At 68.6% G+C, this 17,865-nt stretch carries 21 protein-coding genes and 4 pseudogenes; 12 read left to right on the plus strand and 13 right to left on the minus strand.

Annotated features, from left to right (window positions below; all coding sequences use genetic code 11):
- The first annotated feature begins 77 nt into the window (after window positions 1–77).
- From KBY32_RS13100 to KBY32_RS13110, 3 genes are read left to right on the plus strand one after another with little or no spacing between them, the layout of a single operon-like run.
- On the plus strand, window positions 78–509 hold the full coding sequence (locus KBY32_RS13100) for a hypothetical protein (RefSeq protein WP_247689419.1): 432 nt from the start codon (window positions 78–80) through the stop codon (window positions 507–509).
- Window positions 506–1,360: a hypothetical protein gene (locus KBY32_RS13105; protein ID WP_210980105.1), complete on the plus strand. Its 855-nt coding sequence runs from the start codon at window positions 506–508 to the stop codon at window positions 1,358–1,360. Before KBY32_RS13100 ends, KBY32_RS13105 begins: the two co-directional genes overlap by 4 nt.
- The gene (locus KBY32_RS13110; protein ID WP_210980106.1) at window positions 1,360–1,860 is read left to right on the plus strand and encodes a YcxB family protein; all 501 of its coding nucleotides are present in this window, start codon (window positions 1,360–1,362) and stop codon (window positions 1,858–1,860) included. Before KBY32_RS13105 ends, KBY32_RS13110 begins: the two co-directional genes overlap by 1 nt.
- Window positions 1,861–1,896: 36 nt before the next feature.
- Here KBY32_RS13110 and KBY32_RS13115 read toward each other — a convergent pair.
- Together KBY32_RS13115 and KBY32_RS13120 are read right to left on the minus strand one after the other, a co-directional pair.
- Window positions 1,897–2,561, minus strand: a pseudogene (locus tag KBY32_RS13115) (FAD:protein FMN transferase).
- Window positions 2,562–2,563: 2 nt separating this feature from the next.
- Window positions 2,564–2,764 carry an FMN-binding protein gene (locus KBY32_RS13120; protein ID WP_308293716.1) on the minus strand — a complete coding sequence of 67 codons (201 nt, stop codon included), beginning with the start codon at window positions 2,762–2,764 and terminating at the stop codon, window positions 2,564–2,566.
- Here KBY32_RS13120 and KBY32_RS13125 point away from each other — a divergent pair.
- A pseudogene (locus tag KBY32_RS13125) lies at window positions 2,739–3,332 on the plus strand (hypothetical protein); the annotation flags it as partial. The gene KBY32_RS13120 and the pseudogene KBY32_RS13125 sit on opposite strands and share 26 nt — an antisense overlap.
- Window positions 3,329–3,868, plus strand: a complete 540-nt coding sequence (locus tag KBY32_RS13130; protein ID WP_210980107.1) for a GNAT family N-acetyltransferase — start codon at window positions 3,329–3,331, stop codon at window positions 3,866–3,868. The pseudogene KBY32_RS13125 and the gene KBY32_RS13130, both read left to right, overlap by 4 nt.
- 1,305 nt (window positions 3,869–5,173) lie before the next feature.
- Here the strand turns inward: KBY32_RS13130 and KBY32_RS13135 are convergent.
- The 3 genes from KBY32_RS13135 to KBY32_RS13145 form a co-directional block, all read right to left on the minus strand.
- A complete protein-coding gene (locus KBY32_RS13135) occupies window positions 5,174–5,536 on the minus strand; it encodes a hypothetical protein (RefSeq protein ID WP_210980108.1) in 363 nt (120 codons plus the stop codon).
- A gap of 64 nt (window positions 5,537–5,600) precedes the next feature.
- Window positions 5,601–5,924, minus strand: coding sequence for a transposase (locus KBY32_RS13140; RefSeq protein WP_308293717.1), 324 nt, complete (start codon window positions 5,922–5,924; stop codon window positions 5,601–5,603).
- Between the two features lie 83 nt (window positions 5,925–6,007).
- Window positions 6,008–6,289 carry a winged helix-turn-helix domain-containing protein gene (locus KBY32_RS13145; RefSeq protein WP_374224932.1) on the minus strand — a complete coding sequence of 94 codons (282 nt, stop codon included), beginning with the start codon at window positions 6,287–6,289 and terminating at the stop codon, window positions 6,008–6,010.
- 139 nt (window positions 6,290–6,428) lie between these two features.
- On the opposite strand from KBY32_RS13145, the gene KBY32_RS13150 reads away from it, so the two are divergent.
- The gene (locus KBY32_RS13150; RefSeq protein WP_210980110.1) at window positions 6,429–7,352 is read left to right on the plus strand and encodes a barstar family protein; all 924 of its coding nucleotides are present in this window, start codon (window positions 6,429–6,431) and stop codon (window positions 7,350–7,352) included.
- Here KBY32_RS13150 and KBY32_RS13155 read toward each other — a convergent pair.
- On the minus strand, window positions 7,337–8,005 hold the full coding sequence (locus KBY32_RS13155) for a hypothetical protein (protein WP_210980111.1): 669 nt from the start codon (window positions 8,003–8,005) through the stop codon (window positions 7,337–7,339). The genes KBY32_RS13150 and KBY32_RS13155 overlap by 16 nt on opposite strands.
- A 295-nt stretch (window positions 8,006–8,300) precedes the next feature.
- Here KBY32_RS13155 and KBY32_RS35840 point away from each other — a divergent pair, with 295 nt between their 5' ends.
- The 3 genes and pseudogenes from KBY32_RS35840 to KBY32_RS13175 form a co-directional block, all read left to right on the plus strand.
- A complete protein-coding gene (locus KBY32_RS35840) occupies window positions 8,301–9,125 on the plus strand; it encodes a DUF4240 domain-containing protein (RefSeq protein ID WP_308293718.1) in 825 nt (274 codons plus the stop codon).
- A gap of 118 nt (window positions 9,126–9,243) precedes the next feature.
- Window positions 9,244–9,576 (plus strand): sterol carrier protein domain-containing protein, encoded by a 333-nt coding sequence (locus KBY32_RS13170; protein WP_210980112.1) that lies wholly within the window; start codon window positions 9,244–9,246, stop codon window positions 9,574–9,576.
- Window positions 9,577–9,770: 194 nt separating this feature from the next.
- Window positions 9,771–9,878: pseudogene (locus KBY32_RS13175) on the plus strand (IS630 family transposase); the annotation flags it as partial.
- Window positions 9,879–9,899: 21 nt separating this feature from the next.
- On the opposite strand, the gene KBY32_RS35960 reads toward KBY32_RS13175, so the two are convergent.
- Entirely contained in the window at window positions 9,900–10,163 is a 264-nt protein-coding gene (locus tag KBY32_RS35960; protein ID WP_374224939.1) for a hypothetical protein, read from the minus strand.
- The gene (locus KBY32_RS35965; RefSeq protein ID WP_374224933.1) at window positions 10,079–10,309 is read right to left on the minus strand and encodes a hypothetical protein; all 231 of its coding nucleotides are present in this window, start codon (window positions 10,307–10,309) and stop codon (window positions 10,079–10,081) included. Before KBY32_RS35965 ends, KBY32_RS35960 begins: the two co-directional genes overlap by 85 nt.
- 158 nt (window positions 10,310–10,467) lie before the next feature.
- Between KBY32_RS35965 and KBY32_RS13180 the strand changes: the two genes are divergently transcribed.
- Window positions 10,468–11,276, plus strand: a protein-coding gene (locus tag KBY32_RS13180) for an IS5 family transposase (RefSeq protein WP_374224934.1) whose coding sequence is annotated in 2 segments (ribosomal slippage) — window positions 10,468–10,815 and window positions 10,818–11,276 — 807 coding nt in all. Because the reading frame shifts where the segments join, the coding sequence is not laid out codon by codon here.
- A 68-nt stretch (window positions 11,277–11,344) separates the two neighbouring features.
- On the opposite strand, the gene KBY32_RS13185 is transcribed toward KBY32_RS13180, so the two are convergent.
- Window positions 11,345–12,115: a transposase gene (locus tag KBY32_RS13185; RefSeq protein WP_210980114.1), complete on the minus strand. Its 771-nt coding sequence runs from the start codon at window positions 12,113–12,115 to the stop codon at window positions 11,345–11,347.
- A gap of 421 nt (window positions 12,116–12,536) precedes the next feature.
- On the opposite strand from KBY32_RS13185, the gene KBY32_RS13190 reads away from it, so the two are divergent.
- On the plus strand, window positions 12,537–12,674 hold the full coding sequence (locus tag KBY32_RS13190) for a hypothetical protein (RefSeq protein ID WP_210980115.1): 138 nt from the start codon (window positions 12,537–12,539) through the stop codon (window positions 12,672–12,674).
- A gap of 231 nt (window positions 12,675–12,905) precedes the next feature.
- On the opposite strand, the gene KBY32_RS13195 is transcribed toward KBY32_RS13190, so the two are convergent.
- Together KBY32_RS13195 and KBY32_RS35375 are read right to left on the minus strand one after the other, a co-directional pair.
- Window positions 12,906–13,895 carry an aldo/keto reductase gene (locus KBY32_RS13195; protein WP_210980116.1) on the minus strand — a complete coding sequence of 330 codons (990 nt, stop codon included), beginning with the start codon at window positions 13,893–13,895 and terminating at the stop codon, window positions 12,906–12,908.
- 159 nt (window positions 13,896–14,054) lie between these two features.
- A pseudogene (locus tag KBY32_RS35375) lies at window positions 14,055–14,768 on the minus strand (cytochrome P450); the annotation flags it as partial.
- Between the two features lie 4 nt (window positions 14,769–14,772).
- Here KBY32_RS35375 and KBY32_RS13210 point away from each other — a divergent pair.
- Window positions 14,773–14,913 (plus strand): hypothetical protein, encoded by a 141-nt coding sequence (locus tag KBY32_RS13210; protein WP_210980117.1) that lies wholly within the window; start codon window positions 14,773–14,775, stop codon window positions 14,911–14,913.
- Window positions 14,914–15,297: 384 nt separating this feature from the next.
- Here KBY32_RS13210 and KBY32_RS13215 read toward each other — a convergent pair whose 3' ends face one another.
- Both KBY32_RS13215 and KBY32_RS13220 read right to left on the minus strand, forming a co-directional pair.
- On the minus strand, window positions 15,298–15,918 hold the full coding sequence (locus tag KBY32_RS13215; RefSeq protein WP_210980118.1) for a hypothetical protein: 621 nt from the start codon (window positions 15,916–15,918) through the stop codon (window positions 15,298–15,300).
- A complete protein-coding gene (locus tag KBY32_RS13220; RefSeq protein WP_308293719.1) occupies window positions 15,915–17,471 on the minus strand; it encodes a histidinol-phosphatase in 1,557 nt (518 codons plus the stop codon). Before KBY32_RS13220 ends, KBY32_RS13215 begins: the two co-directional genes overlap by 4 nt.
- Between the last annotated feature and the right edge of the window lie 394 nt (window positions 17,472–17,865).

The following is a 17,865-nucleotide window of genomic DNA, read 5'->3' on the forward strand; positions in this document are numbered from 1 at the left end:
GAGGCGGCATCCGCTTGATCGATCGGGAGTACCGGAAGCAGGTCTCCCGACTGATCGAGCAGAGGGGTGGGGGTCCCATGAGTCCGCAGGACGGGCGTGGCACGGGCACCAGGAACATGCGGTCGTGTGCGGCGGAGTTCGTCGCCCGCGTCACCGCCCGCAACCGGTTGCCGCTGGACTACTCCGTGGCCAGCCTTCGCGTCGTGGACTTCCTGATCGACGGGCTGCGCAAGGGCGGTACCGGACGCGAGCAGGTGCGGGACACGCTGTTCGGGCTCGGTGCCTACGTCGGTGAGGTGCTCGTGCGTCGCGCGGGCGCGGTGTGGGTGGACTTCGACGCCGACCAGCGCGCCTACTTCGGGCAGACGGTCGGCGTACGGATGCCGGACGGCCGGGTGTGGAACCCGCTCGGAAAGGTCCGCAACCGCTTCGAGCTCGGTGGACCCGGAGAATCCCTCCAGACCTTCTATCTGACGCTGCACGGTCGGGCCAGGAGGGTCGTCGCGTGAGGCGGACCTCCGTCCTGCCGGCGGTGCTGCTCGCCGCCGTGCTGACCGGCTGTGCGGACCCTGCAGACGAGGGGAAGCCCGCGGGGTCCGCACAGCCCACCGCCCAACGCACCCAGGCCGCCCCCGCCGAGGCCGAACCGCCGCGCACCGCCGCCGAGTTCCTCGCCCGCGCCGAGGAGGCGATGGGCGGGCACCAGGGGTGGACGTTCGCGGTGCGGGGCCGCGAGGGGCTGGTCCTGCCGGGGCAGGAGAGCGCCGCGACCTACACGGCCACCGTGCGCCGGACCACGGGCGACCGCTGGGCCCTGCACTCCACCGGCGCCACCTCGAGCAAGGGCGTTAGCAAGCCCGAGGAGATCTATGTCGCCGACGGGACCGCTTACGTCAAGACGGGCACCGAGGAATGGGAAGAAGGGCCCGTCACCGACCCGGAGTTCGCGGACCGGGTGGAGGACCCCCTCGCCGCACTCGACGCGTTCCGGCGGTACGGCGACGAGGTCACCCTCGCCACACCGGACGGCCGCGTCGAACTGCGCGCCCGCACGACTTCCGCCCCCCTGACCGGAGTTCGGGACCGGGGCGTCGTACGAAAGGCCCTTCGCGAACTCGCCCCGACCCTAAACCAGTTGCGCGCTGCCGGGGTCGCCGCGCCCGAGAGCGAGATCAGCGTCGGCGGCGTCGAGGAGACGCTCGTCCTCGACGCCGCCACGTACCGGATCACCGGGCACACCTTCAAGTGCACCTTCCTGATCCCCTACGACGGACAGCGCATCCGGTACGAGCAGGATGTGACGGAGCGGACCTCGGGGACGTACAACGGGACCGTCTCACTGCCGGAGGCGTTGAAGTGATGGACACGGTCGAAGCGGTCGAACTGGTCTACCGGCCGACACGCGCCGACATTCTCGCGGGCATTCTGGTGCGTGAGCGCCGTCGGGGTCTGTTTCTGGTCCGCTGGGGACTCACCGGGCTGTTCGGGGCCGCCGCCGTACTGGCGATGACCGCATCGAACGGCTCCGCAGTGTCAGGGGTGCTCGCCCTCTTCTGCGCCGCCATGATCTGGTCGATCCCGCGCCTCCAGGCCCACCACGTCCTGCGCACCGTCTCCTGGCAGGGCGAGTACCGGACGACCGTGAGCGAGACGGGGATCGCGACCGAGACCGTGCACACGACCCTCGTCCAGCGCTGGTCCATTTTCCGCGGCTACCGCGAGGCCCGCGACCACGTGGTCCTGCTCAGCCGGGACCCGAACATCCTGCTCGTGGAATTCCTGCCCAAGCGAGGGCTGCAGACCGAGCAGGACGCGGAGCGGCTGCGCGACCTTTTGAGCCGTCAGCTGCCCCGCATCTGATTTGTCTGTGCCGTCCGCTGCCCCGCGTCCGATCCGTCACGCCGCCTGGGCCTCCGCCGGCACCGTCGGAAAGCCTTCCGTACGCATGACATTCCGCCCGGCGTCCACGGCGAACACCTCGCAGCCCTCCCGGTCCGCCAGCGTCAGGGAGGACGCCACGACGGACAGGGACAGCAGACCCGTCGCCGGACGCCCGGTGCGGCCGTCGACTATGTGGTCGCCGCGCTCGTACCGGGCGGACGTGGCGACCGCGCCCTCCGTCAGTTCCAGCACGGTGCACAGCTCCCGTACCCCACCCGCCAGGGCCCGCCGGAGGCGACCACGTCACCACCGGCGTTGAGGACGAAACGCCGCGCATCGGCCGCCCTCAGCAGCTCCGCCGCCCGCTGCACGGACCAGCCCTTCACCACCGCGCACAGGTCGAGGCCACGTCCGGGCAGCCGTACGTCGAAGGCGCCGCCGGTGGCGAGCCGGTACTCCTCGCACAGCGGCAGCACCTCGTCCAGACCGACGCTGACATCGCGGCGCGCGATCTCGCCCCGGTCGAGCCGGCAGACTTCGCTGTCCGCCCTGAACGGGCTGAACCGGGCGTCGACCTCGCGCAGCCACGCGAACACGGCGTCGGCCGTCTCCTCGCCGACGTGCTCGTCGTCGACCCGCAGCGAGACCGGGAAGCCCATGACGTGTTCGACTCTGTGCATGGTCAGCCCTTCGCGTCGATCGCGGCCTGGAGCGACTCCTTGTAGCCGTCGCTGGTGATGGTGGCGCCGGAGACGGTGTCGATGTCGGCGTCCTGGGCTTCTCCAGGGTTTCCGCGATCAGTTTCGCGACCGCGGCCGTGGGGACCATCCCCGCGGGTGCGGGGAGCAGGACGACCCCACGCGGGCGCCATGTACCGCCACATGGGCCGCCCCGCCGACGCGTTCGCCGCCAACGACGTCGCCCGCAACCTGCACCTCACCCGCCGCGACCCCCTGTTCGCCTCCCTCGGCCTGGCCCGCCAGGGCGCCATCCACGGCGCGGCACAGGACCGCACCGCCACCCTCCGGGCCTTCGAACAGGCGCAGGACGCCATGCTGCGCGCCGACCCCGCCGACTACCGGCCAGTATGGATGCTCGCCTTCTACGACCAGGCCGAACTGGATTCCCTGGCCCTCTCCGCGCACTTGGCCCTCGGCGACTACTCCACTGCCGAATACCACGCCCACCGCTGCCTGGCCGTCCTGCGGCCCCACATGCTCCGCTCCCGGGCCATCACCACCACGCGGCTCGCCCACGCCCAGCTCGCCCAGGGCGCCCCCGACGCCGCCACAGCCACCGCCATGAAGGTCCCCGCCGAAGCCGCCACCCAACACGCCCGGGTCACACGCATGCTCCAGGAGTTCGGCGCAGCACTGCGCGCCACCGCGCCGGCCAGCTCCAGCGCGCAGAGGTGGACCGAGCACACCGCCCGCTGGAGGATGGCCGCATGACCACGGCGCCCGCTATCGAACTACGCACCTACACCACCCTCGACACCGTCCGCGGCGACCTCCTCGATGTGTACGCCGACGTGCGCGCCCCCCTCCTCCACCTGCCGAACTACGCGGTCACCGCATTCGGCGAACGCCTCGACCGCCACTGCACCGAACCGGGATTCACGGCCGTTATCGCCTACGCGGACGAGCACGCGGTCGGCTACGCCTACGGCAACGCCATCGAACACGGTGACCGCTACTGGCAGCGCACCAGCCCTACGCTCGCGAGGAAGTACACCGAGCGTCCTGCCGTGGCCCTGAAAGAGATCGGCGTCCGGCCGGCCTGGCGGAAGACCGGCACCGCCCGCCGTATGCACGACGCCCTCCTCACCATGCGCGACGAGCCGTACGTCACCCTCATGGTCAACCCCGCCGCCGGCGACGGAAAGGTCCACGCGCTCTACAAGTCGTGGGGGTACCAAGACATCGGACAGAGCCAACCATCACCAGCCTCACCCATACTCACCGTGATGATCCGCGCCACCCACTGACCAGCCCCACTCCCCCACCAACCCCAGACGGCTCAGTTCGCGCTCCGAGCGGAATGACGGGTGTGCTCATTGATCCCTGGGAAGCATGATGCATCTGAGTCCTGTCGCGGTGAGCTGGTTCCGCGCAACCGCCGAGGAGCCGACGGTCTATGACCAGCCAGGACGATTCCGTGTGCGGTGTTCACCGTCACGGCGCGTTCGACGACGGTGCGACCTACACCGTCCAGATCACTGGGCGGGCACCACCGGGCGATCAGGGAGTACCAGGCAGCGGCCCCTCGCGACCTCCACCAGGGCGAGACCATCGCCTTGTCGCCGACCGGCCCATAACGACCGTGGCCGGAGAAGATGGGCATCCCTCCTCGCGGTGCCGCGCGAGTACCTGTCACACGACGGTCGGGAGTACCCGCAAAAGAGTCGATTTTAAAGAATGATCTTGCTAGCTAGTTCCGCATTCTTCCTCCGGGGCGCGCACGGCTTCTCGCATCGCAGGTCTAGCGAAAGGCCCGGCTTCCACCAGGTCGAGAAAGGGCGGAGATTTTTCCGTCCTGGCGAGGTGGCCACTCGACGATCGTTGCCACTTCACGCCGGCTGAGTCCCTGTACAGAAGCCCAGCGATCCATAGATCGACGGTCTTAGGCATCGTGGCTTGGTTGATCTGACTGCGTGTGAAGGTGGCTCGAGTGCACGGGGGGAGAACCCCGAGATAGGAGTAGACAGGACTATTCTCATACCCCTTCCACCCCTTGAGTCCATCGGCCCCCCAGAGCGCTACAGATATCGGAGCAAGCGAGCGATTCGACACTGTCACCGTTCCGACCTGGTCCTTGTTCCAGTCAAGCCACATGGTCACGGCCTGAGCCTGGGCCTTCTCCGTCCTGTCTTGATTGTTCCGGGACTGGGCCAGTTGATCGTTGGCCACCTCCGCGGACTTCACCGTTCCCCACGCGGTTACACCGAGTCCTGCAGCAGCCACCAGCGCCGCGAAGACCGTCGTGTGTTTGGCCCAGTCCACCCTCTGATACCAAGCACGGAAGGTGTGCAGTGCTCTACGTATCCAGGACGCGGGCTCTGCCTGGGGTGTTGTAGATCGTTGGCGGATCGGTGGGCGGGATGGCAACTGCCTTATACGTAAGCGCGGACGCGAACTGGGCATGTGACCTCTCAACTCGGGATGCACGAGCAGACGCTTCCCCTGTGACTCCTGGTTCCTCGGCGGGACACAACTGAACTTGAACTCGTGATGTCGGTCGACTCGTGGTGACGGCGTCAGGTCCGAGAGCGCCTGCTGTTACCGGCTCGGGCTCAGGACGGTGGCTGTAGCCAGCGCCGCGCCGCGGCGAGATTCACCTCGACGTCATCGCTCCAAGAGCAGACCTCCAGCCATGAGAGGTAGCCGCCTTGCGCGAAGACCAGGACCTCGCCAGGGCACTCGCCGGTTTCGGTGAACAGCTGCACGTCGGCAGCCACGACGGTGCCGGGGCCCGTTGGCGCGGGCTCCACCGCGTCGGCGTCAAGGCCGAAGTAGGCAGTGCCGCAACCGCACTTACAGCGGAATTGCACTCTGAGTTGAGGCACCTGCCGTCGGAGGGCGACGTGAACGGGCTCGTCCGGATTCAGGACGAGGTCAAGCACGTCGGCTACGTCCTCGGGCAGGCTGTCAGTCATGCCGCCACCGTAGCTGACCAGCAGCTTTGGGCTTCGAACAATTTCGGGTCGGTCGACCCCACGCTCACAGGTCCAGGGCCAGTTCGGTGCCGGCGAGGCAGCCGTCGATGGCCTCAGGTCGGTACTGCAGCATCTTCAGTTTGCGCTTCACGGCGCGGGTGATCTGGCCGAGGTCGGTCGCGGCGAGGTTGCCGATGTCCCCCTTGGCCACCGACCAGACGCCCTCGGTCGGGTTGAGGTCCGGGGCATAGGTGGGCAGCTGGAACACGGTGAGCCACTCGGCGTTCGCGTCGATGAAGTCGCGCATGCCGGCCGCCAGGTGCAGGCGGACTTTGTCCCAGATCAGCCGGGGCCGCTGGCCCGGTTTGTAGCAGGCCATCCTCGCCATCGATACCCGCCCCGAGCCCCGGCCCCTCACTCTCACGACCGGGGTCTGGCCGATCCGGCCCCAGGTCCTGGCGCGAGGCGGAGTCATCGACTGTCCGGCTTCGTCCTCAAAGACGATCCAGGCGTTGCGCTCCGCCGCGGTGCTCTTACCCGCGGCCAGGTCGCCTTCTTCCACACCTCGACCGCGTCGTCATCGCGCTCGATCGCCCGTCGAGTGGGTTTCTGCCAGCTCCAGCCGTGGCGCTTCAGCAGCCGCCAGGTGCCCTCAACCGTGTAGGAGACGTGGAAGAGCCGGCCGATCAGCGTCTTGATCCGTGCCAGGGTCCATCGCTGGTCCGCCCAGCCGTGAGCCAGTGGACCACGCACAACTCCTGCTCCAGCCTGGCGATCTGGGCTTCACTGAGTCGAGGTCTGCCGGCGACCCCTTCGACAGGACTCCCGCCTCGCCGCCCTCGCGCCAGTCCCGGCGCGACGACAGCACCCGTTCGCACCGTAGGGTCGGAACATGCCGACCGAAGACATGCCGGGGCCCACCGCCAAGCACTGGCAGGACTGCACGGACGTGTACAGCTTCCTGGACCAGATCCGTCTTCGGCCCGGCATGTGGTTGCCCGGCGGCTCACTCCAGCATCTGCAGTCCATGCTCACCGGCTACCGGGTCGCACTCGGCCTGCACGGCGTCGACGAACCCTGGGCTATCTGGCCCGAAGAGGACTTCAGCCGCTGGCTCCATGAAAATCGCGGCATCGACAGCTCTCTCACCTGGGCGGCCGAGATCGAACGCAGCACCCCCGACGGCTCAACCCCCGTCGAAGAGTTCTTCCGTCTCCTCGATGCCTACCGGAGATACGCGGCGCAGAATCCGGAGCCAATCGACACGACCACTCGGCTTCCCGGCATCGAGTACATGATCAACACGTTCGTCACCCTCTTCTGGCGTAAGCGTCTCCTCACACAGGCGACCGAACGTCTCGAAGACCGCGGCTTCCGCGTCATCCGCCTGGAAGCCGGCCAATGGGACACGGAGCGAGACATGCACCGCGCCATGGCCGCGGCCCTGGACTTCCCCGACTACTACGGCCACAACCTGGACGCGCTCAACGACTGCCTCGGCGACGTGGCCTGCTACGGCGGCTACCACGACGCTCCCGAAGGCGCCGGGCTGGTCCTCGTCTTCACCGACTACGACCGGTTCACGACGATCTGCCCCAGAGCGGCCCAGGTCGTCCTGGACATCATCGCCGACCAGGCCCGCCAAGCGGCCGTACTTCGCCGCCGCCTGATCTGCCTGGTCCAGAGTAACGACCCGCAGATTCGGTTCGAGCCCGTCGGTGCCATGCCCGTCATGTGGAACAGCGACGAATGGTCGGACGCCAGCCGTCGCACGTCGGACAGGGGGCAATCTCCATGGGGTCAGACTGCAGGCTGATCCTGGACGGCATAGCCCAGCGTGCGGGCCTGCACAGCCACTGCTTCGAAGTCGGCCGTGGAGGACAGCGAAGTCACCGTCCCTTGGCTCAGCGGCTCCCGAGCCAGGATCGCCGCGACGGCGTCACGGTCGATGGTCCGTTCAAAGTAGTCCTCGGCAAAGCTGACGTACGCTTCCGTGCTGCCGTCGGTGAGAAGATCGAACAACCAATCACTCCCGTCTGACTCGTCGTCGCCGAACTCGACCTGACCGCACTGCCACGCCTCAGCATCCTTCTCGCGCCACACGCACACCGTCGCGTCGAAGAACCCGTCGAACTGGAACTCGGGTGCCGCCGGATAGTGCGCGAGCGACAGGGGCAGACCATCGAGGAGGCCAGGCCAATGCGCGCGGGGGAACTCTCGCCATGGAGTGGCATCACTCTCGTGATCGAAACCGTAGAGGAACACCCCGGACGCATCGAACACGACGGCGTACTGGTCACCGGAGCCGTTGTCCATGAATGCCAGGCCGACGCCTTCGCGCCAGTCGGAGACGAACGAGTGGGTGGGAGCGTCCGCGTCGAGGATGGCGTCGAGCAGTGCCAGAGCCCGACAGCGGGCGAGCAGAACATCGGGGTCGGGCAGCGAGGCCACCAGCGCGTGGACAGTCATGATCCCTCATTCAACTGCCTGCCACTGACATCAGCGGCGGCGCCTCCAAAATCTGGACCGCTCTGTCAGAGCGCGGTGGCATTCTCAGCGGCCACGCACGAACACCAAGCAGTTCTGGAAGCTGATCGAGGAAGCCCGCTCGCAGGTGCCGGCCCCCGGACAACGGTGACGCCGTCGCCGAGCGGGCGGCCACACTACTCGCCCGTCGCCCGGTCCAGGAGATCGTCGCCGCCCAGCAGGCCCTCTGTGGCTTGATGGCCGACTCTATCGAGCTCCAGTCTGGGGCGCCGCCTACATGATCAACGGGGGATGCTCCGACGACGGATTCGACTACTTTCGCGGCTGGCTGATCACCCAGGGCCGCGAGACGTTCGAGCGCGTCATCGCCGATCCCGACATGCTCGCCGATCTCCCCGCAGTCCGCGCCTTCGCCGCAGACGGGATCGACATCGAGTGCGAAGACGCCCTGAGTATCGCCTGGACCGCCCACCAGGAAGCCACCGGCGAGGAGCTCCCCAACGACGCCTTCACCATCCGCTATCCGGAGCCGGACCCGCGAGCAGTGTCGGCCCTTGCCACTACGGTGCGATGCATGCTGCGACCGCTGATCACCACCATCCGCGAAAACGACGACGCTGCCGGCTTCCTGGCATGGCCGGGTGACTTCGACCTGGACCAAAGCGACCACGTCGAGGAAGTCCACCTGGCATCCGGTGCGGCGTTGGAAGGCTTCGCAGGCGACGGCGCCGGGGGCACCTACTTCTTCTGCGGAAACGGCGGCGAGGAACGCCCGGTCCTGTACGCAGACTCCGAAGGCGGTGCCGCTCTCGTCGCCATCGGCATGCCGGAACTCCTTCGGCTCCTACTGGTCGCGCCCTGGTGGCGCGACTGCCGCGCGTTCACTGCTGAGGAGAGCGCCGAGTTGACTGCCGAGTATCTGGAGGACATGCCCGACCTGGCGGTTCGGCGGGACCGCGCGGCAGCCGCTCTCAGCCTCGCCCTTCCCACTGAGGCCGAGGTCCTTGCCCGCCTACGCAAGGTCGCCACCGAGGAGGGCAAAGAGTTCGTCCTGATCTTCACACCTGCGAATGAGCCTTACGACTTGCTGATCAAGGGCTGACTTGACGACTCGGTTTCCGGGAAACGATCACTCACCATTCGGGAAGCGATCTCCGACCCGCACCATACGTCACTGGTCAGATTGGTACCGGCTGACGGCGGAGGCGTGGCACCCGTGGATGTTCCGCATCCTCGACCTGCAGGAAGCGGTGCGGCCGCGGGGCTGGCCGGATCACGTTGACATCGCTATTCCCGTTGACATCGAAAGCGAGAACGGTGAGACCTGGGACCAGTACCTGCTCGAAGTGAAAGGCGGCGCCGCGCAGATCGCCAAGGCGCACACCGCAGGTGAAGTCCGGCTCACCCGCCGGCAACTAACCGTCTGGTACGCCGGAGGCTACCGGACTGCGACCGCAGCGCGCCTGGCCGGAGTGGACGCCAGGTCCGAGGCTGCGCTCAAGAGACTGATGTGCACCACAGAGTACGAACCCTGGTTGCCCGACCACTTCTAGATAGCGTTCGCCGGGATGCATCGGTGGACGCCTTCCGTTCGAGGTCGCAATGGACGACGTGCACTGTCAGGCCAGTGCTAGTGCTGTGACCGGCAAGGTTCGCCGGGTGGGTGGTCGTGACGGTTGGATGTGCGGTGACGTCCATTCGACCGCTGGAGGCGCGGTGCCTGAGCCTGTCCGTGTACGCAGAGACCAACGCCCGCCACCCGGATGTACTCGCCGCCCAACGCAAGGAACGTGGCCGCATCCGCAGCGAAAAGGGCATCCGCTGGGGCGGACGCCCCCTCAACACCGCAGCGTGAACACCGCCTGGCGGTCAGGACTCAGAAGCCTCGAAATACGCCGCCGTCGTCGACGGCGGCGGTGAACTCCTCGAAGTCCATGTTCGCCTCCAAGAGGTTGTTCTCGATGCTCCACAGCTCGGATGCCACAACGCGGACACACCGCCCACGCTCACGACGCAGGTCCACTACGAGAAGCGGCAGGTCAGTCGAGGCGACAGCTACAGGTCTGCAAGGACAAGAAGTGGATGCTGATACTCCGCAGGGATAAGGTCGAGGGCCGACTCGGGCGTTAAGCCCTTGTATCTCCGGTCATCGACAAGTGCGACGTTGGCCAAGAAGCCGTCCCTGCTGGGCGAACACAGCGCCGCCCGCAGAGCGTCCCAGGCACCGCCTGCTGAGAAATCAGTGCGCACAACAAGGGCTTCCAAAGTGCACGGGAGCTGATCCATGTGCGGACAATACCGCCAACCCGGCGAACCAATCTGGTCACAGCACTAGGCCAGGTCCGGGCGATCATGCGACGGGAAGCTGGAGCACCGCACCGAGGGTCGAGCGGCCGGCGTCTAAGACGTCGTTTCTGATGGTGGGATCGCTCGTTGAGCCGCACATGACGGATCTGATCGAGCGGTTGGTGCCGGACGAGTTGTGGACGCTGTTCCGGCGGGTGGTCCCGCCGACGGAGGTCATACGCCCGCAGGGCGGCGGCCGCCGACGAGCCGGGGACCGCGAATGTTTGGCGGCGATCATCTTCGTGGCCACATCGGGCTGCACCTGGCGGCAGTTGCCGCCGGTGTTCGGACCAGCCTGGCCCACCGTCTACCGACGCTTCGCCCAGTGGAGCCGAGAGCGGGTGTGGGCCAGGCTGCACCGGGTGCTCCTCGACGAACTCAGCGCTCGGGGCGAGCTGGACTGGTCGCGATGCGCCATCGACTCCGTCAGCGTCCGGGCGGCAAAAGGGGGCCACTCACCGGACCGAATCCGACCGACCGCGGCAAGCCGGGATCGAAAATCCACCTGATCACCGACCGCAACGGACTGCCCCTGTCGCTGGGCATCTCCGGCGCCAACACGCACGACAGCCTCGGCCTGCAGCCGCTCGTGCGCGGGATCCCGCCCATCCGCTCCCGCCGCGGACCGCGCCGCCGGCGCCCGGCCAAGCTCCACGCCGACAAGGGCTACGACTACGACCACCTGCGGAAATGGCTTCGCGAGCGTCGCATCCGCCACCGCATCGCCCGCAAAGGTATCGAGTCCTCCACGCGGCTGGGCCGCCACCGCTGGGTCGTCGAGAGAACGGTCTCCTGGCTGGCCGGGTGCCGCCGTCTGTACCGCCGCTATGAGCGAAAGGCCGAGCACTTCCTGGCCTTTGTCGGCATCGCCGCAGCCCTCATCAGCTACCGCCGACTCACCAACTGAAACGGCGTCTAAAGGGTGTTGCAGAAGGCCTGGTGGCGGCGTGTCTGGGTGATCGCTGACCTGCTGTTTCACCTGGCCATGGCGAGGTTGTGCATGGTGGCCACCGCTTGGACGGCGTGGTGGAGGCCGTCGCCCCTCTGGCGGCAGTCGCGCAGGATCTTCCAGTTCTTCATCCGGGCGAAGGTGTGCTCGACGCGGGCACGGACGCGCCGGTGTTGGGCGTTGTCTTCCTCCTGACCGCGCAGGAGGGGCCGTCCGGCTCGTCTGCGGTGCGGGACGATCAGGCCGGTGCCCAGGTAGGCGCCGTCCGCGATCACCGTCGTTCCGGCGGTCAGGGTCGGCAGGTCCGATTCGCGCCAGACGTGTGCGTCTGCCTTGTTGCCGGGTGTCGGCCGGGCGGATGCCACCACCAGGCGGGTGTCGGCATCGATGATGACCTGCACGTTCGCCGAGAATCGGTAGTTGCGTGAAGAGGCCGCGACCTTGCGGTCACGGACCGGGATCAGGGTGCCGTCCACGATCCATAGCCGGTCGGCGCCCGGGACCGAGCTGGGCGCCGACTCCAGTGCAAGCAGCGGACCCAGGCGCTGGATGACCCGGCAGACGGTGGCAGGTGAGCAACCGAAGAGCGGAGCGAGCTGCCGCATGGTGAGGTTCGTCCGGTAGTACACGGCCACCGTCAGCACCCGCTCGGCCAGCGGAAGGCACCACGGCCGGCCACCACCGGGGCCCTTTCCGCCCCGCTCGCGCACCACGCGCAGCAGCTTCTCGAACCGCCCCATGTGCAACCCGGTGAACGTCTCCACCCACACCGGCTCGGCCCTCAACACCCCACCCATACAGGCCAAATGCCCGCCACCAGGCCTCCTGGGCCACCCTTAGAAGCGTCGCCCCTCTGCGACACGAAGGGGGCCCTGAGTGACATCCGCCGGAAGATCCCGGAGGGCGCATCCGCTCTCTGTTGGTGGGCCACAGAGCGATGTCGGCGTCGTGCTCCAGCCGCCAGTCGCTGGCTGCCTGAAGTGCCTGCTGCGTCTGTGCTGCCATCCGCGGGGTCAATGGCATGTACCGGCCGTTGCTGTTCTCCGGGCCGGGTCCCGGCAGGTGTGCGCGCTCGGCTGCCCTGGACCTATCCTGCTCCATCACGTCCCACAGGAACGCGGCAACCTCCGCGGTCTTGCTGATCTTCCAGTCGTCGGCGCGGCGGACCTCGAAGCCGTCCGGGGCGGTGATGTCGATCGCGCCGACGCTTTCCCCCACATGCCGGTGAGCAGCACGGTGTGGCCGCTCTTCGTGACGGCCTGGGCCCGGACGGCGTTCCTGTGCTTCCTGGCAAGGGCGATGACCTCGGTGACGAACGCGCTGCGCGGGTCGGCGAGCGAGATGTCCGGGTCTTGATTCTTGTGCACGATGCGGCTCCTGTCGCTTCGGGGACCGCGGCGACACCATGGTGACCCGGGCTCCCTGTCGTAGACGTCACCGTTGCCCTGACTCCCTGGAACCGCGAACGGCCCGTGGCCGAGTTCATGCACCGCGCCCATGCCGACCTCACCCTCGCCGGACGGCGCGCCCTGACGTCGTCCGGCCGGGACCCGGCATGCGGCGCGGACCCCGACCGGGGCAGTCGGGTCAGCGGTTCACGGCTCGCATGCCCGCCTCGTCGTAGCGTTCGCCCGAGACCTCGGGCAGTTCCGCGTCGATCTGGGAGAGTTCCTCAGGGGTGAGGACGATGTCCACCGCGGCGGCGTTCTGTTCGAGGTAGGAGCGGCGCTTGGTGCCGGGGATGGGGACGATGTGGTCGCCCTGGGCGAGGACCCAGGCGAGCGCGAGCTGGGCGGGGGTGACGCCCTTCCTCTCGGCGATCTCCTTGACCTTGGCCGCCAGGCGCAGGTTGGCCTTCAGGTGCTCGTCGGTGAAGCGAGGGCTGTTGCGGCGGTAGTCGTTCTCGTCCAGCTCGTCGGGGGAGGAGAAGCGGCCGGCGAGGAAGCCCCGGCCCAGCGGCGAGTAGGCGACGAAGCCGATGCCCAGCTCACGGCAGGTCGGCAGCACCTCCGCCTCCACGTCCCGCGACCACAGCGAGTACTCGCTCTGCACGGCCGTGATCGGGTGGACCGCGTTGCCCCGGCGCAGCGTCTCCGCGCTCGCCTCGCTCAGCCCGATGTGCCCGATCTTGCCCTCGGCGACCAGCTCGGCCATCGCGCCCACCGTCTCCTCGATCGGCACGTCCGGGTCGACCCGGTGCTGGTAGTACAGGTCGATGTGGTCGGTGCCGAGCCGCTGGAGCGAGCCCTCCACCGAGGCCCGGACATGCTCGGCGGAGCCGTCCTGAGGGCCCACGCTGGACATGTCGCCCGGTACCGCGTCGTCCATCCGGTAGTTGAACTTGGTGGCCAGCACGTACTCGTCACGGTGGCCCCGGATCGCCTCGCCGACCAGGGACTCGTTGGTGAGCGGCCCGTACATCTGGGCCGTGTCGAGGAAGTTGATGCCCAGCTCGCGGGCGCGCCGGATGGTCTCCACGCCCTCGTCCTGGTCCGCCGTCCCGTAGAAAGCCGACATGCCCATACAACCCAGGCCGATCGCCGACACTTGCAGGTCCCGCAGACTGCGCTGTCGCATGTGCTGTTCCAGCCTTTCGCTCGCACTCGATCGTCACGTCGGACGACTTCGGGCCCCTTCATCCATCTAGCGACGGATCTGGCCGCCCGGCATCCCGTGAGGGACACCGGGCATCGAAGCGCCTGCGACGCTACGAGCTGAAGCGCGCTCGAAGTCAAGTCACCCGTTCAGGCGGACCGGAAGCTCGAACAGGTCGTTCTGGGTGACCACCGGCTTGTGGCGCAGCTCGGCCGCCGGGACCGCCAGGTCCAGGTGCGGGAAACGGGCGTACAGCGCGGGCAGCGCCACCCCCGCCTCCAGCCGGGACAGTGCCGCGCCGGGGCAGACGTGCGGGCCGTGACCGAAGCAGATGTGACGGTTTTTGGTCTCCCGCGTGATGTCGAACTCCCCGGCGCTCGGCCCGTGCGCCTCCTCGTCGCGACCGAGGGCGCCGTACGACACGATCAGCTCGTCGCCGGCCGGGATGACCTTCTCGCCGACCGGCACGTCCTCGGCGAGGGCGTCCGTGCAGGTGTCGCGGAACTCGGCGCCTTCGAGGTCGTCCCGGCTCATCGACTCCATCAGCGCGACCGCGCCCTCGATCTCCTCGTCGGTGACCTCGACGGGCGGGGGCAGCAGCTCTTGCGGTGAGCGGATTTCGTCGGGCCAGCGCACGGCATGCGGGACCAGGACGTCGCCGCGCACCCGTACGAGGCCGAGACGCTCGCGGCCCGACCAGGCATAGCGCGCGACCGCCACCTTCGATGACCTGCCCAGGGCTTCGACCAGCAGCTTGTACGGTTTCGAGGCCACCTGCCCGTCGGGAGCGAGGTAGTACCCCTCGCGGATACGGATCGGGTCGATCGATTCCAGGGGCAGGAAACCCGAGATCTCGAACATGGCGAACACCGACCGCAAGCGGCTCGAACTGCGCCACCCCGCCGGCCCCGGTACCGTCTCGCTGCGCGTCGCGCTCACGGACGCGGACGGGAACACGCTGAAGCAGACGATCCACCGGGCCTACCGCACCACCTCGTAACGCCGCACCTACCCGCGGGCCCCCGGCCGTGGGCCGGGGGGGGCTCGGCCGTGCCGTGTGACGCGCCTCATGCTCGGTTCTCCTCCGCGATCCTTCCACCCTGGTGCCGCAAGTCCCCGGACGAACACTTCCGGACGACGCCCCCACAACCACCTCCAAGATCAAGCCCTGGAGCAGCCTGCCCGCAGACCGACAGCCGATCAATTACCGGGTCAACCATCCGAGCCAAGCCACTGGCTCAGCTCTGGCCGGCTGGACCGTGCCTGTCGGATCCCATGATCTGCTGCTGCTCGCCGGACGGGACTTCGTCCGGACGACGGTGGAGACCGGCCGGAAGGAGGGCACGCGCCTCCTTCCAGCCGGATCCAGTGCCGGGCAGTCGCCTCAGTGGGACGAGCAGCACGCGATCTGGTCGCGGACCTCGAACGGCACCAGAACGCCGCCCGTGCCCTGCTGCACCAGCAGCGTGCAGCGGCCGTCCCCCCAGGTGGGGCGGGCGAAGCCGGTCGCGTCCAGGACGGCGTCCGGGGTGAGCGGGACTCCGGCCAGGCCCTTGACGGCGTCGAGGCAGCTCGCGGCTACCGCGGCGGCGGGCGTTGTGCGCCGCTCGACCGCGGTCCGGCCGGGGTAGCGGGCCAGCCTGCCCGCCGACCGCCGCAGGGCCTCCTCGGCCGCGGCATGTGCGCCGGATGCCAGCGCCGCCTCGGTGACCAGCGCCCCATCCACTGTGATCAGCTCTGGGAGGGCGGTGAGGAGCCGGGCCGTGACCTGCTCCGGCTCCGGGCCGCCGCGCCAGCTCACGACGGCCGCGAAGCGGGCGGCCGGGTCCCGGGCGACATGGGTGCTGAGGACGTAGCCCTCGGCGCCGTCCTCCGTGAGCAGACCCGTCAGCGCCTCGTCGATTCGGTGCACCAGGTGCTCGATGGCGGCGAGCCCCGGGGCTGCCGTGTCCACGGCCACCGCGTGGGCGGTCGTGGACGCGGCGGGTGTCGGTTCCGCGGTCATCGGCTCGGTAGCACCCAGATCGGGTTCGTGTAGAACCACAGGTCCCGCCACGGGTCGGCGTCACCGGCCACGTCGATCGCCGGACCGGCCGGGTCGATCGCCGCACCGTAGTAGCCGGGCTGCTGCCGGTTGCCGTCGGTGCCGCGCAGGCGGACGTAGAACGGCTCGTCCAGCGTGCCCAGGTCGTACCGCAGGGTGTACGTGCCGGTGCGACCCGACGTGTCGGTCTGCTTGACTACCTTGGTGGCCGGCGCCGTCAGCTTGTCGCGATCAGACGTCGCGTGGGAGACGTCCACCGCGCCGCGGATCAGGTCGACCCGGTTCAGCCGGGGCAGGAACATGCCCCAGTTGGGCACGTCCTGGGCGGTCACGGTGACGACGAGTTCGAGGCGGCTGCCCCGGCGGGCGGTCAGGGTGCCACCGAGGGTCTCCTCGCCGCGGCCGCGGCCCGAGGCGACCACCCGCACGTCGAGGTTCTTCAGCAACCGGCCGTGGTCCACCCACACCCGCCCGTCCCGGATGCCCCGCATGACCGCGGTGTAGCTGCGGTCCGCGGCGCCGACGTGAGTACGGCTGTACATGCCGGGCCAGAAGTCACTGGCGCCGTTGTTGACCTGGCCGGCGTACACCGGGTCGCCGTAGCGGCCGTTCCGGTCGAACTGCGCGGAGTCCGAGCCGTCGGGGCGGCGGGAGGTGTCGCCCCAGTTGACGTGGGAGTCGGAGTTGGCCGAGATCGACCACGGCTTACCCTCGGCGAGCAGCGAGTCCCACAGGCCGCCCACGGTGGCAGTGTAGAAGTCGAAGCCGCCCCAGGAGCGGTAGCTCTCCCGCGGGTAGCCGGGGAACGAGTTGGCGCCCGCCGCGTTGCCGTACAGGCCGCGCGCCCCGCCCGTGCCGTACCCCTTGGGCAGGCCGCCCGCCTGGTGGCCGGGGGCGCCCTCCCAGCCGACCGCGATCCGCGGGTCGGCGTCGCGCCAGGCCCGAACCTCGTGCGGGCTGTCGATCCCGTTGCGCGCCGGGTGGTTGGCGATGAAGAGGGCGTCATCGACGACGCGCCGGTCCTTCTGCCTGCCCAGCCACTGGATGCCGGCCACGGCGAGGGCCTCGTTCGCCGGGGTGTTGTCGGAGGCGCCCTTGACGCTGCCGTCGTAGTCGTTCTCGAACTGCTTGAGGACCGCGACCTCGTTCTTCCCGGGGGCTACGAAGACGGTGCCGTGTTCGGCGGCCGGGATGTTCCACTCGAGGCCCTGGAAGATCAGGGTGTCCTTCAGCTCGGCGCGGGCCGCCCTGATGTCCGGGTTGACCAGGTCGACGCCGAGGCGGGCGTGGGTCGCGCCGCCGTGGTCGGTGATGACCATCCAGTCGAGGCCGAACGCCGCGCCGTGCTGCGCCTGGTCGAGGACGGTGTACTGGCCGTCGGAGGAGTGCTGGGTGTGGATGTGGTGGTCGCCCGCCAGCCAGTGGCGGACTTTCTTACCGCCCGTGGCCTTGTCGTCCTTGCCGCGGCGGGCTCCTTCCGCCATGGCCGGGGTGACACCGAGCATGCCGGACATGCCGACGGTGAGAGCGCCGGTGACACCGGCGGCCTTCAGCAGGCGCCGCCGGGAGAGCTCCCTGGGAGTGAGATCGGAGTCGGAGACGGAGGTGTCTGCCGCAGCTCGGGTAGCTTCGTCGACTCCGTGGGTGTGGCTGTGGGAGTGCGGACGTCTGTGGGGGTGGTCGTGTGACACGCCGGTCTCTTCTCGGTTGTGATGGTGTAATTGTGTGCACTCAGGAAACTGGCGCCTTCCCTCGCCAAGTGGTCGCACCGATTACCTGACGGCGTCAGGAAGATGAAGGACCCCTCCCGCCAAATCACCTTGCGTCGGCGGGCTTCGACCTCGGCTACACATGCACGTAGGTCGCGGCCGGGGTCCCGGCTGTCGCCGTTCCCCCTCGTCACCGTCC

The organism is Streptomyces sp. RK62, assembly GCF_018070255.1.
Lineage (GTDB): Bacteria > Actinomycetota > Actinomycetes > Streptomycetales > Streptomycetaceae > Streptomyces > Streptomyces nigra.

Excerpts from the sequence above, each read along its gene's own strand:
- KBY32_RS13100 (WP_247689419.1), top strand. The coding sequence starts at position 78 with ATGAGTCCGCAGGACGGGCGTGGCACGGGCACCAGGAACATGCGGTCG.
- KBY32_RS13110 (WP_210980106.1), top strand. The coding sequence starts at position 1,360 with ATGGACACGGTCGAAGCGGTCGAACTGGTCTACCGGCCGACACGCGCC.
- KBY32_RS13120 (WP_308293716.1), bottom strand. The coding sequence starts at position 2,764 with ATGTGGCGGTACATGGCGCCCGCGTGGGGTCGTCCTGCTCCCCGCACC.
- KBY32_RS13130 (WP_210980107.1), top strand. The coding sequence starts at position 3,329 with ATGACCACGGCGCCCGCTATCGAACTACGCACCTACACCACCCTCGAC.
- KBY32_RS13135 (WP_210980108.1), bottom strand. The coding sequence starts at position 5,536 with ATGACTGACAGCCTGCCCGAGGACGTAGCCGACGTGCTTGACCTCGTC.
- KBY32_RS13140 (WP_308293717.1), bottom strand. The coding sequence starts at position 5,924 with ATGGCGAGGATGGCCTGCTACAAACCGGGCCAGCGGCCCCGGCTGATC.
- KBY32_RS13150 (WP_210980110.1), top strand. The coding sequence starts at position 6,429 with ATGCCGACCGAAGACATGCCGGGGCCCACCGCCAAGCACTGGCAGGAC.
- KBY32_RS13155 (WP_210980111.1), bottom strand. The coding sequence starts at position 8,005 with ATGACTGTCCACGCGCTGGTGGCCTCGCTGCCCGACCCCGATGTTCTG.
- KBY32_RS35840 (WP_308293718.1), top strand. The coding sequence starts at position 8,301 with ATGATCAACGGGGGATGCTCCGACGACGGATTCGACTACTTTCGCGGC.
- KBY32_RS13170 (WP_210980112.1), top strand. The coding sequence starts at position 9,244 with ATGTTCCGCATCCTCGACCTGCAGGAAGCGGTGCGGCCGCGGGGCTGG.
- KBY32_RS35965 (WP_374224933.1), bottom strand. The coding sequence starts at position 10,309 with ATGGATCAGCTCCCGTGCACTTTGGAAGCCCTTGTTGTGCGCACTGAT.
- KBY32_RS13185 (WP_210980114.1), bottom strand. The coding sequence starts at position 12,115 with ATGGGTGGGGTGTTGAGGGCCGAGCCGGTGTGGGTGGAGACGTTCACC.
- KBY32_RS13190 (WP_210980115.1), top strand. The coding sequence starts at position 12,537 with ATGCCGGTGAGCAGCACGGTGTGGCCGCTCTTCGTGACGGCCTGGGCC.
- KBY32_RS13195 (WP_210980116.1), bottom strand. The coding sequence starts at position 13,895 with ATGCGACAGCGCAGTCTGCGGGACCTGCAAGTGTCGGCGATCGGCCTG.
- KBY32_RS13210 (WP_210980117.1), top strand. The coding sequence starts at position 14,773 with ATGGCGAACACCGACCGCAAGCGGCTCGAACTGCGCCACCCCGCCGGC.
- KBY32_RS13215 (WP_210980118.1), bottom strand. The coding sequence starts at position 15,918 with ATGACCGCGGAACCGACACCCGCCGCGTCCACGACCGCCCACGCGGTG.
- KBY32_RS13220 (WP_308293719.1), bottom strand. The coding sequence starts at position 17,471 with ATGTCCGGCATGCTCGGTGTCACCCCGGCCATGGCGGAAGGAGCCCGC.